This is a genomic window from Petralouisia sp. (genome assembly GCF_056822245.1).
In genome coordinates, this window is record NZ_JBQIOP010000019.1 from 1 (window position 1) to 15046 (window position 15046).

A 15046-nucleotide genomic window follows, 5' to 3' on the forward strand; every position below is an offset into this window, starting at 1 on the left:
CAGCCATAGGCTCACACCTCCTTATCGTTCCAAATCTTTGTTTTTCTGCTTCCTGTCGTATTCCCCGCACCGTTCAGCGATTTCGGAATACATCTTTTCCCGCATCTCACGCTTATAGGCTCGGTATTCCTTTGCCTTTTCCGTGGGCTTGTACCAGACGCTTTTCTGGTCAGCTTCATCCATCTGCCCATAGCGGTCGTCTATCTTATCCATATATTTCTGATAGACGGCACGGGCGGCGGGTGTATCCTTTGCGTATCGGTAGCGTTCACGGCTTCTATGTGAGCCACGCAGCTCAGCATACTCGTAGAGCATACGGATAACCTCACGATCAAGCCCTTTCTGTCCCTCGACAGCATAGATTTCCGACAAGCTCTTGCACCTCCATGAATGATACGGCGAGGTATCGTTGGAGCTGTGAGAGGACAAGTAAACACCGTCTTTCTTTACCGTGATGCGGTTGATAAGCTCTGTACTCAATCCCTATCACCGCCCGATAAAACAATCTGTTCCATAAAAATATCAATCCTCCTGTTACCCATGCCCCACCTTTAGGCAGGGGCATAGCTGATTTTGTTTCGTTCCATCCTCCCTGCAAACTCCTGAACGGCATACTTTACGCCGTCAATCTCTGCATGGGTTTCGTCCAGATAACGGCAGACGGCAAAATAATCCTCCCCGTTCCCGTAAAGCATACGGATGATACCGCCATCGGGAACAGAGAAAAGTGCCTTTCCTACGCTGTCCGTCATGCAGATTTTCCGTCCTCCGCTCATTCCGTGCCGCCTCCCAGAAAAGAAATGACCTTGTTCCCTTTGATGCTCTTTTGCAGCTCATTGATGAGCGTAATGTCCGCAACCGTGATTCCCTGCATGGAGAGGATGTCGTCCATCGTCATGGCGGCAATCGCCTTTTCCTCGGTAAAGCCTGCTTCAAAAATCTTATTCAAAACCTTAACCGCTTTCTGGTTTACAGCCATTCCATATCCCTCCTATCGCTCATACTCTTTCTTTTTCGGGGCTTTCGCCGCCTGCACATCTTCTGGCTTCGGCTCATAGGTGTGTCCGTTCCTCTCCATACGCTCGGCAAACTCGCAGATGTGGTAAAGGCTGCTGCCCACCTCGGTATGGTACTCGTCAATGAAACGGCAGCTCTTTTCCGCCTTTTCTCCCCAATCATAAGTGATGGTGATTTTCCCGCCGTCTGGGATGCGGAACTTCTCTTTATAATGTGGGTCAATAAAACGGATTCCCTGTTCTGCTTTTGCCATATGCTTATCAAGCCATTCTTTTACATAGCAGTAACAGTAAAAGTTATAATCGCCCTTTGTCGGGTTGCAGCGGAGCAGAAAAGCGTGTTTCTCCGTATCCACACGGAATCCGTACTCGGTACAGTAATTCCCTTTGAACGCACTTTCGGGGAATTTTTTTACATATGCACCCATATCATAGCGGTTATGCAAAAGTCCCTTATCCTCACGCAAATCATTGATTACATCATCAAACTCCGACTTAAATTCATCAGTTTTCCATTGCTCCCTCGTATCCGTCCAAGAAGTATAAAAGCCATATCCAGAAGGGGCAAAATCACCTCGGAGATGACCGATGCACCCTGTCTGCCCCTCAAGCTGCATACTCTGGTCGTAGGTGTATTTCTGTTCTGGCTGCGTCAAAGCCCGTATCTCCATCAGCGTTCCTCCCTGCTCTTTGATTTTTTCGCTTTTTCCTGTTCCTTGATTTTTGTGAGGGCTTCTTTTGCCCAATCGGGCATTTTTTCTGGCTTAATTTCCCCAAGCACATCGTACCTTTCCCATCGGGCGTGCTTGCCGTCTGCAAGGGAAGTCCCAAACACCGCCTGCCCCCTGCCGCCCCTTGCACCGTGTCCGCCGTCCACCAACACAAGCTGATAGGCGGAATGCCTGTACTCATAGCGATTGACCTCGGCATTGATGACAACGACCTTTCCCACAATGCTGTCATTTTTATTGTCTGGGATACAGTCGTCTATGGTAAACGGGGTCATGTCAAACTTAAACTGTTCCTGCTCTGCCCGCACAAGCCCTATCTGCTCCTGCACCCTGTCGGTAAAAATCTGCATGGCTTCCAGATAGTCGTCAGAGCCGACCGCATCCGTCACCCATCCTGCGGACAGCGGGTTATCATAAGTGCAGTTGCAGACTAAAAAAGGATATTCCTCTTTTTCATCTATGCCGAACACCACTTCCTTTTTTCCGATGTGGATGCTCTGTATGACCTCATAAGAGCTAATCATCCGTTTTTCTTCATTCTCCATCGGGCTTCTCCTTTCCCTGCTTTTTCTCCCTCTGCCAGTCTAAAACCTTTCGGATGCAGACATCGCAGAAGATAACACGGCTGTCCTTATATCGGGGATAAGGACAGGTCGTGCAGTCATATTTCTTATGACTTTCATTGCTACCCATGCTACCGCTCACGCCCATCGTGCTGCTTCGCCTTTTTATCGGACTGTTGATTGTACGGCATCTGGCACTCTGACTGGTAGCGTTCGTTCAGCTTCTCTCTTGCGGCTTCAAGGGTATTGCAGTAGCAGCCCCAGTAATAGTTGTCGCCGCCCTTACAGTACCAGCATACATAAGGGTTCGGGGCTTTCGGGTGATGCCCGATGACAAGCTCCGTGTTCCCGATAGTGCAGCTCTCTATGATTTCGTAGCCCTGATTGGAGCGTGTTTCACCGTTCATAGGCGTTCCTCCTTTCCTTTTTCTGCCCACGCTCTCTGGGCATCGTGGTATGCCCTTGTGGTATCTCTTTTTGTTTCCCGTCCATATATTGCTGCAATTCATACTGGCAGGGGACGTACAGCCTGCCGTTCTCCACGCAGCGGAAAATATCGCATTTCTTATCCGTGGATGCAGCATAAAAATCATCGTAAGAATAAGGGAATTTCTGGCTTCCCCTGCCGTAATAGTCAGCGGCAAAAAATCCTAACTCCGTATCACTCCGAAGCCTGCGTGTAATCTTGAAAAAATCATCTTCCCGCTTTGTGAACTGCCGCTCTGGGATAAAATGATGCCCTCCGTATTCAAAAGACTTATCCTGCATCTTTCACCTCACGATTCTTTCGCATATCTGCGGTATGCCTTTTCGCCTTTGGCTCTGATTTTCTGCATCCGCACACTCCCTAAAAGTTCTGGGCATTTCTCCTGCAATTTGCGGCGTGTCCTGCCCACGCTCTCAAAGCTCGGCAAGCCTAGCTCCTTATGGTTCAAAAGTATTCGGGCAAGCGGCATAGCTCCCGCATCTTTCAGATAAAGGTTGCAGAGGGCAAGGTACAGCACCATGTCGTCATTTCTAGCGTCCTCATTCTCTTGCAGGACGGCTCTGACTTTGCCCTCAATGGTTTTCAGACTGTCCATAAATTCCTCCGTTCTGTGTGTTTCTTCGCACAAACACCCTCTATAAATGGAAAGAGGGCGGTCATTCTGAACCGCCCCAATCCCATATCAAAAACCTCCTAATTTATTTCTTCCTGCGGAAATGAAGCCACGCAGCCGCACCGCCGATAAATGCCACAAGCACAATGGCAATAATGGTTTTTTCTCTCATCCTGTTTAATCCTCCTTTTTCTTTCTTCCGCTCTTATAACCGACAAATCCGAAGATTCCCGCACCGATTGTAAATGCCGACGCAAGGCTTACCCACAAACCGAGGTTAAAGTCATCGCCTGTTTTCGGCGTGTTACGGAGTTCGTTGTGCATGGTGACGGTCGCCGTTTCGTCTGTCTTGATGGTCACTTTTTGGTCGGCGGGCAGGATATATCCAGAAGATGCCTTATCGCTGACCTCGGACACGGTGTATTCGCCGATACGCAAGCCGTCAATGGCGATTTCGCCGTTTTTGTCCGTCTTGAATGTCTGGTCGTAATCTTTGCCGATGACACGGAAAGAGAAGCCCTCCACCTTGCCATCAGAAGATGTCTTGACGATTTTAAGGCTTCCTTTCTGTGCTTCATTTAAGAATCCTTTGCCCGCTTCGTTCTCTACGTTATAGGTCTTGCCGTTTTCCTCAATGGATACGGGATAGACATTCTCGTCCAGAACAAAGCCTGTCGGGGCGGTTTTCTCACGGACAAGGTACTTACCGTAACGCAGGTCGTCCATCTGGTACACGCCTTTTTCCACCTCGCCCATCTCGCCGAGCAGCTTATCTTTCTTATTCAGTTTTCCATCTTCGTTTGTATCCGAGTAAACCTCAAATACCGCACCTGTCAGCTTGTTTTCTGGGTAGTCCTTGTCTACTTTAGTCAGAGTGATATTGCCCGTGATGAAGTAATTGACAAGCTCAATCTCTACAACTTCATCAACCTCGCTGATTGTCACGCTGATTTCTTCCTCGGAGAGTACATATCCTTTCGGGCTTTCAATTTCACGGATAACCCATGTGCCATACGGTACTTCCTCAAAAGAAAAACTGCCGTCATCCTCGGATGTGGCAGTTGCGATTGCATTTTCCTTTGTATATTCTGTTGTCCCTGTCTGAAAGATGCCGATGAACGCACCGCCTAAATCCTCGCCGTCCTCATTGGATTTCTTACCGCTGACAGAGCCGTAAATCAGTTCGTTTTCAATGGCTTCTCCCTCGTTGGCTGTGATATGCACAACGGCGGTTTCCTGCCCTGCGTACTCGAAGTCAACAGGATATTTCTCGTCGCTCATAAGGTAAGCGGCGTTTGTTGATATTTCCTGCACATAGTAGCTGCCCATTGGTAAATCACTGATAGCCTTACCATGACCGTTTTCATCAAGGAAGATGACTTCTATCAATCCGTCCGCAGGAATTGTTGTGCCGTCTGCGGCGGTCAGTTCCTCGGCGGCATACAGACCGAACGTAACGTCTTTGATTTCGCCGTTATTGCCCACGCCGTATGCTTCGTCCACTTCAAGGCTCTTGATTACGTCGATTTCCACACGCTGACGCTCATTGTAAAACTCCGTGCCTGCTTCCGTCACTTCGATTTCCTGTCCTGCGTACACAAGCTCCACGGCGTGGACTTCCTCACTTAACACCATGCCATGTGGGGCGGTCACTTCCCTTACCTCGTACTTTCCGAGATAAAGTTCCCTGCTTTCCGCTGTGCCGTCCTCGCCCGTAGTGAGTGTATCTACAACCTCGCCTTTCTCGGCTCTGACCGTTCCATCCGTCGTAATAATGTCCTCGGCTGCGGTAATCTCATAGACCGCACCCTCCAAATTATCCACGGCAAAAATCGGCTGGTACAGCCCCTTGTTTCCTGATACCCTGCTGAATATCTCCCCAGATTTTCCTACCGTGATTTTTCCTTTCTGTGCCATATTGGAGCGTTCCACCTTGACAATGGTGATGCCGCTTTCTTCTTCGGAATTTTCCTGCTCCACATCAAAATAGACTGGCTCGGAATCCAGAACGTAACCATACGGAGCTTGCACCTCAACAAGAGAATATCCCTTGCCGTATTCTAAGGTCTGCGGCGTGATAAGCTCTCCATCTGCGGTAGTGTAGAACGTGTCAATCTTCGTCACTTCGGGATAAGTGAACGTCATCGTCACAAGGTTTCCCTCTGGGTCGTAAATCTGGAATCCTGCACCTGCATACGGGATAACCCTGCCTGTTTCTATATCCTTTTTCACAATCTTGATATAGCTCTCAAAGTTGGCGTTGTTGATAAGGTAACGGTAGGTCTGGCTGTCTTTGCAGATAAACACATCAAAGTCTTTCATCAGCTCACGCCCGTCCCATCCAGAGGTCTGGTGAACCGTATAGATGCCGTATGGCATATCCTTTGTCTGTGCAAAGCCGTTCTCATCGCAGATAAGCGTGTCACGCTCGGTTTCCTCTGCTGCATCAAAGCTGCCTGCGGATTTCAAATATACCTCAAAGACAGCCCCCTCCTCTGGCGTTTCAATCTGAGTTTCGCCGTTGTCGGTATGCTTGATGATGGCGATATTGCCTTTGATGACCTGCTCGTTTACGTCATTCTTGGCAGAATTGTATTCCACGGTGTAAAGCTCTGGCTCTGCCCCTACATGGTGTACGGTCGTGTCCAGAAGATAGCCCTCGGACGGGGTAATCTCACGGACGCTCCAATCGTTACCGCAGATATAATATTTCGTTGTGAACTGCCCGTTTTCATCGGTGGTGTAAGTGTCAACCAGTTCCTCCCCCTTATAGATGCCGTAAACCGCACCTGCAAGGGTGGCGTCGCCCTGCGGCTTCTTTCCCGTTTCCACGTCGGTCTTTAATACCGTGACATTGAACTTCTTTAAAGTGTTGTGGAAGCTGCGGTTTGTGACCTTTTTCCACTCAATCGGGGCGGTCTGGGATGCAGGCACGACATAGCGGATTGCCGTGTCCACTTCCTCAAGGGTATATGGCGTGCTGCCGCTGATAAGGACGTTCTCAAACTTTGCCAGCCCGTTCTTGTCGGTTATGGCATACTCATCAACAGCCAATCCGCTCAATGACATTCCGTAAAGGTGAAACTTCACGCCCTCCACAAGATTATCCTCGGATGTTTTCACAACCTCCAAACTGCCACGCTTCAAGGTATTGCTGAACGTGACCGTAGAAGTCTTTCCCCCGATGATTGTCACGGTCTGGGTTTTCTGTGGCTCATAGCGGTCAATGGACTGCTCTGTGACAGTATAAGTGCCAGGGAATAAGCCCTCCACCGTGATGTTTCCGTCTTTATCTGTTTTTACGGTCTTGTTGAAACCGTCGCCTTTGATGGTAAAAGAAATCCCCGCAATAACGCCGTCCTCGGAAGTCTTTTTCAGTGCGACCGTGCCTGTCGGCGTTTCCACGTTGATATACGCCGTCATGGTATCTACGTTTTCCACGCCCGTAATGACGTCCTGCAAGTTGGGGTCGCCGTAGGCAATCATCATCGCCCCGCTGCTGACCGTCGGCGTGTTGTTTCTTGCTGCGGTAATCCTTGCCTTGCCGTCAATCGCCTTTGATGATGTGATGGTCAGCTTGTTCCCAGACTTTGACACTTTCACATTGCTGTCGGAACTGGTAAAGGAATACTCGGATAACACGCCGTTGCTGTCGGTCAGCGTAAGGCTGTATTTGCCGTCCTTATAGGCAAGCTCCTTTGTGACGTCTTTCTTCCCTGCCGACATAAAGCTCGGAATCGTGCTGTGCCTTGTCATCAGCGACACAATCTGGTCGTAAGCCGCCCTTGCCCCGCTGTTCGCATAATTAGAGCCAAAGTGCAGGCTGTAAACGGTCGTGCTTGTCTGGCTGTACGGGCTTGTGGCGTTGCGGCATCCCGTGACGAACTCCCATACAAGGGTCTGGGTGGCAAGCCACTTCTCGTCATCGCTCCCAGATAAATTCCCGCTGTTGCCCTGATACCCATACAAAAGTGCAAGCCCCACCGCCTTCCTCTGTTCTGCGGAGAGGGCGTTCCAAGCGTTGGAAGAAGCCTTTGCCAATGTGTTCCCCGTTTTCAGCGGCACGCCTGGCTGAAGGCAGAACGCCGTTTCCCCGTCCACATACATACGGTATTTGTATTCACCCGTTCCTCCTGCGGTATGACCGCCAATATTGGCACTGGAATTATACCTCATGGCGTTCCCTGCACCGTCGTAGGTGTGGGTAAAGCTAATCGTCCCGATGTCGCCTGCTGCAAACGCTGTCGTGGCAGGGACGGCGGACAATGCCGTGACCGCAGCCAGAGCAAACGCCGCAGCCCTCCTTAATAATTTACGAATCTTCATCGTTACCTCCTGTTCGTTCTCGTGTTGATAGTTGCCGTCAAAAAAAGCCGTCCATGTGGACAGCCTTTAATATTTCTTTTCTCGGATAGTTACTGGCAGTATCTAGGGGGAGAGGTGTGGAGAGGGAGAAGTTCAAAAAAATTTGCTGTCCCCCAAAGGGCAGACTTCTCCCTCGGCGTTCCATGCCAAAATCCCCATTTTGCCTGTTCTACCTCTCGTGGGCTTTGTTCCGCTGCAAGTGTCGGTTATAAAACTCTAACGCCTTTACGACAAAATCCGTTTCCTGCCCTTTTGGGATGGATTTCGGTATGAGCTTGGTTATCCGCTCGTCCTTAAAGGCAGGCTTCTCTTTCTGGTTCGGCTTATCCTCCTGCATGATGGACTGGATAACCTCGTCCGTGAGTTTTCCCTCCTGCATGAACTTTTTCATCTTAATAGCCTGTGCAAGAGAGGGCGTGGCATCGTTGTAGCCCATCGCTTCTAAAAGCGTGTACTGCTGTTCCTCGGAAAGATAGGAGATTTCCACCGCAGGACGGAAAGCAATCTGGCGTTCATCTACCATTTGCAGGATTTCGGGTACAAGCTCGGTAAGACGAATATACCTCTGAATTTGATTACGGCTTTCTCCAACCTTTTCAGCAAGCTCGGCATCGCTTCGTAACTTTGTCCCCAATGGGGACGAAGTCAAATCACTTCTTTCTCCCTGCCGCTTCATGGCTTCTAACCGCATCTTATACGCAAAGGCTTTCTCACTTGGCAAGATAACAGAGCGTTGGAGATTACTTTCAACCATGACAATAACCGCTTCATCATGGGTCAGCTCCTTAACTTCACATTTCAGCGTTTCAAGTCCTGCAAGTTCACAAGCCTTTTTACGTCTGTGACCGCTGATAAGCTCATACCGCCCATCCTCTTTCTGCCGAACCGTCGCAGGGGTCATTACGCCGCTCCGACTGACACTTTCCACAAGCTGTTCCATATCCTCATTCATCAAAACCTTGAATGGGTGGTCTGGGAACTCATCAATTTCGGAAATGGGTATCTCCCTTATCTTGCTTAGATTCGCTTCTGCTCGGCTCTCGTCTGTTTCAAAGAGGTCATCGTATGCGGTCAGCTCTATTTCTGTTCTTTTGTTTCTCGCCAATCTCTGCTACCTCCTTTCCGAATTGCTCATAAGCAGCGGCTACCTTGCCGCCTTTGTCGTAGGCAAAAATGCTTTTTCCCTCTGCGGTGGCTTCTACTGCACGGATGGAATGGGGTATCTGGGTATCAAACACCTTGATTCTCTGCCCATATGCACTTTTCACCGTAGCGGTGATTTCCTTAGAAATATTTGTGCGTGGCATTACCATCGTCATTAAGATACCGTCAATCCGCAGATGGGGATTGATTTGCCGTTTGACTTTAGACACGGAGCGAAGCAACAGCTCTAAACCTTTTGCAGAAAGATAGTGCGGCTGTGTCGGGATAACCACGCTGTCAGCCGCCGCAAGTGCATTGATTGTCAGCATACCCAAGCTCGGCATACAGTCAATAAGGACAGTATCGTAATTCTTTTTTACATCATTGATGCAGGTTTTCAGCACACTTTCACGGCTTATGGCATTGATGAGCCTTACTTCCAAACCCGACAGTTCAATGTTGGATGGGAGCAGGTCAACTCCCTCGTCATGGTGCAGGATGCTTTTGGAAACATCGACGGGTTTATCATCAATAATATCCTGCATAATGGTTGAGAGTGTATTGGGTAAATCGTCTGGTCGGCTGTAACCGAGCGACATGGTTAAATTTGCCTGTGCATCGGCATCAATGAGCAGTACCTTTTTACCCTGCTGTGCCAGAGTTACGCCCAGATTGACCGCCGTGGTGGTCTTTCCAACGCCGCCTTTCTGGTTGGTTAAAGCAATCACTTTGCAATTTGACATAGGGTGCGTCCTCCTTTCGCATAGATTTAGCCACTTTGTCAAGGTGGCTATGTAAAGGATTCATGGCAATAAAAAAAGCCGACTGGCTGTTTTGTTTGCTAAACTACACCAATCGGCTATGTAAAAATCTATTCCGTTTTATTCTTCACCTTATATGCTCTTTCGTGATAAGGCTTCTTTTATTCTCTCTGTATCCCATTTCTCTGGGAACAATACCGCCATAATATGAAACGCATCCATCAGCCCTGCAATATACGCATGAGTGCCATATTCAAAATCCTGCTTATCCCTGCAATCTATAAGACGTTGGCAAACTGCCCTCTGCTTCTCCGTCAAATCAAGCTGATGAAAAGCATCCTCTGCATCTCCTTCGTTATTACTATCTTTTTGATAACTTGCATCGGCTTGTAACAGTTTCAATACAGATTCATCTTTCAGTTTCTCTACTGCTATTTTTACCAGTTCTTTAAATTCTTTATCGCACATCACTTCCTCCTGCCATTTCTACCCTTAACTTTTTTATAGGTGCATGGATAACCTTAAAAATAAGTTCATCAACACAATCTGTATATCTGCCCTGTTGTATAAGTTGATTTTTCAATGCCACAAGGCTATGTAATAAAATGCTTCGCTCATTGCTATCCACATACAAATGATTTTTCTTTTCTCTCATAAATGCCACCGTCCTTTTTTATTTTCATTATATAGACAGATGCCTGTATATTCAAAGATGCAAATAAGCGAAAAAATAAGCGTACCACTATCTCTAATGATACGCCTATCCCATTCAATTTCTATGAGCCTGTTGCCTATATTTTATCAGCAGGGTGTACACTACATAGACACGTTGATTGCGGAAACCCTTTATTTTCCGTTTGTGTTCCCACACCCGATATCAACTACCACCGAAACATCAAAGTAGTTTTTGAGGTGCTTATTTCGGATTTTTTCACCCTCCGAAGTAAACATGAAATGCTTCGCAAAGTGCCTAAAATAAAGGATTTCTACAAGGTTTTCCTTTGTATCGACACAATAGTCTCCACATGTGTCGTCTGCGGAAACATATCCACCGGCTGCACCTCCCTCACCTCATATCCTTCCCCGCACAAATACTTCAAATCCCGAGCCAGTGTGGCTGAATCACAGCTCACATAGACCACACGCTTCGGCTGCATTTTCACAATGGTTTCCAGGCACCTGGCATCGCAGCCTTTTCTGGGCGGGTCTACTACAATTACATCCGGATGCAGCATTTCGGCTCCCAGATGTTCTGAAATTCCTTTTTCATAGAACTCCGGAAGCACTTCTTCTGCCTTCCCCACAAAAAACTCCACATTCGTAATCCCATTTATCCTGGCGTTATTTCTGGCGTCTTTAATGGCAGGGGCAACCAGTTCAACACCGTACACCTGCTTCGCCTTTTGGGCCAGAAACAATGAAATCGTCCCGATCCCGCAATAGAGATCCCATACGGTTTCTGTGCCGGTAAGCTCTGCATATTCCAGGGCTTTTTCATATAATTTCTGCGTCTGTACCGGATTGACCTGATAAAAGGACAGGGGAGAAATCTGATATTTTACATTTCCGATGTAATCGGTAATATAGTTCTGCCCCCAGAGCGGAATAATTTCATCCCCCAGAATTACATTGGTATTTTTCTCATTCACATTCAGGGTAATACTGGTCATTCCCGGAATACTCTGCAGTTTTGCTGTTAGCTTATCGGCAAAAGGCAGTTTTCTTCCATTTATCACAAGACAGACCATCACCTCTTCTGTGGCAAATCCGCACCGAATCAGCACATGCCGCACCAACCCTGTGCCGGTGGTTTCCTGATATGGGGCAATCTCGTTTTCCTCCATAAATTCAATCACAAGATTTAGTATTTCTTCATTGAGTTTCACGCCCAGAAAACAGTTCCGGTTGGGAATTATGGTATGGCTGCGGGCCGCATAGAATCCAGTGACGATATTTCCATTTTTATCCGTTCCGATGGGAAACTGCGCCTTATTTCTGTAGTGGTACGGCTCTTCCATCCCCATTACTGGATGTATTACCGGCAGCCCTTTTCCTGATTCACAGGCAGCTTCCTCCAATTGGAAACCGCCAATTCGCTTCAGGTTATTCTTTACCTTATTTTCCTTAAATTCCAACTGTTTTCCATAATCCAAAACCTGAATCTGGCAGCCGCCGCACTGGCGGTACATGGGACACCGAGGCTCTGTCCGGTAAGGAGAGGGCTTCAATACCTGAATGAGACGGGCATATCCGTAATTTTTCTTCATTTTCATGATTTTCACCCATACCAGATCGCCCAATACGGCATCTTTTACAAAAAATGCCACGCCTTCTTTTTTCCCAATCCCCTCTCCTTCCGTCCCCATATCTTCTATCAGAAGTTCCAGCTCCATATCCTTTTGAAAAAAATTTTTATTCTCCTGCCTGGAAAAATCCTGTTTCCCGTTCCGCTGTTTTTTTTCTTTCATCATCCTGATTCCTTACTGTATTTGTTCCAAATTAATCTGCAAATGTTTCCCCTGCTTTGCCCAATTACGAAATTCTTTTTTCATCCATATTTTAAAAAATGCCCATACAGCCATTTTCTGTATATGGGCATTTTTATATTCCTCACGGTTTCAATCATAATGTTCCAAAGCACGTATTGTTCAACACTAAAAAATCTCTGTACTGGTTTTCCGTATATTGGACTCAAAGAGCCGGTTGTAACCCAGCCAGCCATTGTTTTCTCCGGCTGAAGCAAGAGCCTCTTTCATCGTCTGCATCTTAGCATCCGTGTTGTCTGCAAAACTGAGGGCCACCGCTTCCACAAGAGCCGGCTTTTTGGGCGATCCGTATTCCAGTTCTCCGTGATGCGCCAAAATACAGTGTTTCAGTTCATTGGCCAGTTTCACCGGAAATCCGGAAATTTTGCGAATGTGCTCTCCCACCCACTCTTCTCCGATAATAATATGCCCCAGCAGCTGTCCGGCATCTGTATAGTCATTTTCCGGAAAAGACGAAAGCTCCTGAAGTTTTCCGATATCATGAAACATTGCCGCTGTCAGCAACAAGTCTTTATTCAAAAGAGGATACGCCTGGGTATAATAATTGCATAATTTTGTCACACTTAAAGTATGCTCCAGAAGTCCTCCTACATATCCGTGATGGACATTTTTTGCCGCACTGTGGAATTTGAACTCTTTTTCGAATTTTTTATCCTCCAGAAAAAAGCTGCTGCATAATTTTTTCAGATAGGGATTTTTCATGTCCTGGATAAATTCGATAAGCTCCTGATACATGCCGTCAATATTTTTCTCACTGACCGGCAGATATTCTTTCGGATCGTATTCTCCTTCCCGGGCTTTGCGGACCCGTTTGATATTCATCTGCAGTGCGCCCTGAAAACTGGTGACGTCTCCCACCACATCAATATAATCCAACGCTTCAAATTCGTCAATTCCCTGAGAATTAGGGTCCCAGATTTTGGCATCCAGCGTTCCTGTCTTATCCTGCAGAATCAATGACTCGTAAGGCTTTCCGGCCTTTGTCAAAGCTGTCTGCTTTGTTTTGCACAGGTAGATGCTCCCAACACGTTCTCCCTCTCTCAATTCCTCTATAAATTTCATAACTCTACTCCTTCTTCCTGTTTCAATGTTCACTGTTATTTCAGTACGCCAATCACCACTGCGCATTCCAAATCCACATATTCTTCTCCGTTCTGCCTCTTCACTGAAACAGTAACCGTATCTTCCGGATTCAGCGCATAAATTTTCTGGTTATACTGCTCTACCGTGGCAACCTCTTCTCCATTGAGTTTTACAATCACATCTGCTTCCTGCAGCCCCGCTGCCATCGCCGGAGAATCCATTTCCACGGATTTAATATAAACGCCCTTGGGAATGCTGTATTCCCTGGCAATGCCATCTGTCACGGTACTTAAACGCAGTCCCACATATGGAACATCTCGGTTATTGGATAAATCTTCTATAATCTGCTTCAGCTCAGAAATCGACAGAGCCGTAATGGTATTCCGATCACTCTGGCTGCTGTAGCTCTGCAGTACCAATCCCACAATTTCACCCTCCAGATTAATCAGCACGCCGCTTCCGTTTGCGCTGCCGACAATGTCCGTAGTGAATATGGTGAAATTTTTATCTATGGTGGAAACTTCATTCTGATATGAAGTGATGGTTCCGCATAAAATAGAGTAATTGGCTCCCAGAGGGCTTCCGATGGCAAGCACAGTCGTTCCCTGCTGAACCATATAGGAATTTCCCAGAGACGCCACTGCCAGATGCTCCATGGTTTCCTTAGGTATTTCATCCAGAGGCACGCTGATAATGGCAATTCCTGTATTCCCGTCGTATTTTTTCAAAGAAGCGGAAACCATTGCCTCATCAATAAAAGTAATGCTGATTGCCTGGGCGTCCTTGATCACCTTTTTCTCTGTCAGAATCAGCAATTCCTGGCCGTTGTTTCCAATCACAATTCCCGCCGCGCTGTTCTCATTTTCATAAGGCGTATTAAACCAGTCCTTGCCGCTGGTCACGCCGGTAACTGTTACGATAGATTTATTGGCCTGCTTTCCGATTTCATACAGTTTATTCTGCAGTTCCTGATAATCTTCAATTTCCAGTTCCGCTTCCAACACAACAGGCTCCGTTTCCGGTTCTGCCGGGACAGGCGTCGGTGTTTCTTCCGGTTCCTTCGGCTCTTCCTCCTGGGGAACATCGTCTTTCGGAATACTGATGGTAGAACTTCCCTCCGGATACAGCCATTCTTCCAGATAAGGTTTCAGCAGCACAAATACAAAACAAGCCACAAGCCCGAAAATCACAGCACAGAGAAGATTAAAGCCCCCGCGAACCAACAGCCGCCGCTTGTTGACCGGTTTGTCTTTTATTTTCTCTTTAATAAAATCAAATTCCTGCCCCTTCTTCTCTTGTTGCTTCATGGTACGCCCTCCTAATAAAATACAGTTCCGTCCACGTCTTTCCCCAAAAATTACCTAACTATGACTATTATACGTTTTTCCCCGCCTTGTTGCAAGAATTTTATTTATAGGGTATAATTTACCCTGAGGAGGGACCCGGTTCTTAACCTACAACTCCCCTCCACCCTGACTACCGGGAGGAGTCCTGAGGGTTACCCTGAGGAGGGACCCAACTATATACCTTTCAACTTCCTCAGCGTTGCTTGTTGGGAGGAGTCCTGAGCCTTACCCTGAGGAGGGACCCAACTATATACCTTTCAACTTCCTCAGCGTTGCTTGTTGGGAGGAGTCCTGAGGGTTACCCTGAGGAGGGACCCAACTATATACCTTTCAACTTCCTCAGTGTTGCCTGTTGGGAGGAGTCCTGAGGGTCCTTCACACATTTCCCCTGA

General features: G+C 47.4%; 16 protein-coding genes. All 16 read right to left on the bottom strand.

All coding sequences use genetic code 11. The annotated features are described in order from the left end of the window. Positions 1-21 precede the first annotated feature (21 nt). Positions 22-480: a DUF3435 domain-containing protein gene (locus ACTO17_RS09130; protein WP_482557724.1), complete on the bottom strand. Its 459-nt coding sequence runs from the start codon at positions 478-480 to the stop codon at positions 22-24. Between the two features lie 71 nt (positions 481-551). Next, complete coding sequence (locus ACTO17_RS09135) at positions 552-776, bottom strand: hypothetical protein (RefSeq protein WP_482557725.1); 225 nt, start codon at positions 774-776, stop codon at positions 552-554. Beyond that, entirely contained in the window at positions 773-979 is a 207-nt protein-coding gene (locus ACTO17_RS09140) for a hypothetical protein (RefSeq protein ID WP_016221066.1), read from the bottom strand. Before ACTO17_RS09140 ends, ACTO17_RS09135 begins: the two co-directional genes overlap by 4 nt. Positions 980-991: 12 nt before the next feature. Further along, the gene (locus ACTO17_RS09145) at positions 992-1687 is read right to left on the bottom strand and encodes a hypothetical protein (protein WP_482557726.1); all 696 of its coding nucleotides are present in this window, start codon (positions 1685-1687) and stop codon (positions 992-994) included. After that, entirely contained in the window at positions 1687-2292 is a 606-nt protein-coding gene (locus ACTO17_RS09150) for a hypothetical protein (protein WP_482557727.1), read from the bottom strand. The genes ACTO17_RS09145 and ACTO17_RS09150 overlap by 1 nt, the downstream gene beginning before the upstream one ends. A gap of 149 nt (positions 2293-2441) precedes the next feature. Next, on the bottom strand, positions 2442-2717 hold the full coding sequence (locus ACTO17_RS09155; protein WP_482557728.1) for a hypothetical protein: 276 nt from the start codon (positions 2715-2717) through the stop codon (positions 2442-2444). Continuing rightward, on the bottom strand, positions 2707-3078 hold the full coding sequence (locus tag ACTO17_RS09160) for a hypothetical protein (RefSeq protein ID WP_482557729.1): 372 nt from the start codon (positions 3076-3078) through the stop codon (positions 2707-2709). The genes ACTO17_RS09155 and ACTO17_RS09160 overlap by 11 nt, the downstream gene beginning before the upstream one ends. A gap of 8 nt (positions 3079-3086) precedes the next feature. Beyond that, positions 3087-3392, bottom strand: coding sequence for a hypothetical protein (locus ACTO17_RS09165; protein WP_120427974.1), 306 nt, complete (start codon positions 3390-3392; stop codon positions 3087-3089). 195 nt (positions 3393-3587) lie between these two features. Then, the gene (locus tag ACTO17_RS09170) at positions 3588-7736 is read right to left on the bottom strand and encodes a SpaA isopeptide-forming pilin-related protein (protein ID WP_482557730.1); all 4149 of its coding nucleotides are present in this window, start codon (positions 7734-7736) and stop codon (positions 3588-3590) included. Between the two features lie 208 nt (positions 7737-7944). Beyond that, on the bottom strand, positions 7945-8880 hold the full coding sequence (locus ACTO17_RS09175) for a ParB/RepB/Spo0J family partition protein (protein WP_482557731.1): 936 nt from the start codon (positions 8878-8880) through the stop codon (positions 7945-7947). Next, complete coding sequence (locus ACTO17_RS09180) at positions 8834-9661, bottom strand: ParA family protein (protein ID WP_482557732.1); 828 nt, start codon at positions 9659-9661, stop codon at positions 8834-8836. Before ACTO17_RS09180 ends, ACTO17_RS09175 begins: the two co-directional genes overlap by 47 nt. Before the next feature lie 150 nt (positions 9662-9811). Further along, positions 9812-10147 carry a hypothetical protein gene (locus ACTO17_RS09185; protein WP_482557733.1) on the bottom strand — a complete coding sequence of 112 codons (336 nt, stop codon included), beginning with the start codon at positions 10145-10147 and terminating at the stop codon, positions 9812-9814. Next, a complete protein-coding gene (locus tag ACTO17_RS09190; RefSeq protein WP_251389462.1) occupies positions 10137-10334 on the bottom strand; it encodes a hypothetical protein in 198 nt (65 codons plus the stop codon). Before ACTO17_RS09190 ends, ACTO17_RS09185 begins: the two co-directional genes overlap by 11 nt. Positions 10335-10665: 331 nt before the next feature. Further along, a complete protein-coding gene (gene rlmD / locus ACTO17_RS09195) occupies positions 10666-12150 on the bottom strand; it encodes a 23S rRNA (uracil(1939)-C(5))-methyltransferase RlmD (protein WP_482557734.1) in 1485 nt (494 codons plus the stop codon). Between the two features lie 183 nt (positions 12151-12333). Further along, positions 12334-13287 (bottom strand): 3'-5' exoribonuclease YhaM family protein, encoded by a 954-nt coding sequence (locus tag ACTO17_RS09200; RefSeq protein WP_482557735.1) that lies wholly within the window; start codon positions 13285-13287, stop codon positions 12334-12336. Between the two features lie 35 nt (positions 13288-13322). Then, entirely contained in the window at positions 13323-14615 is a 1293-nt protein-coding gene (locus tag ACTO17_RS09205) for a S1C family serine protease (protein WP_482557736.1), read from the bottom strand. Between the last annotated feature and the right edge of the window lie 431 nt (positions 14616-15046).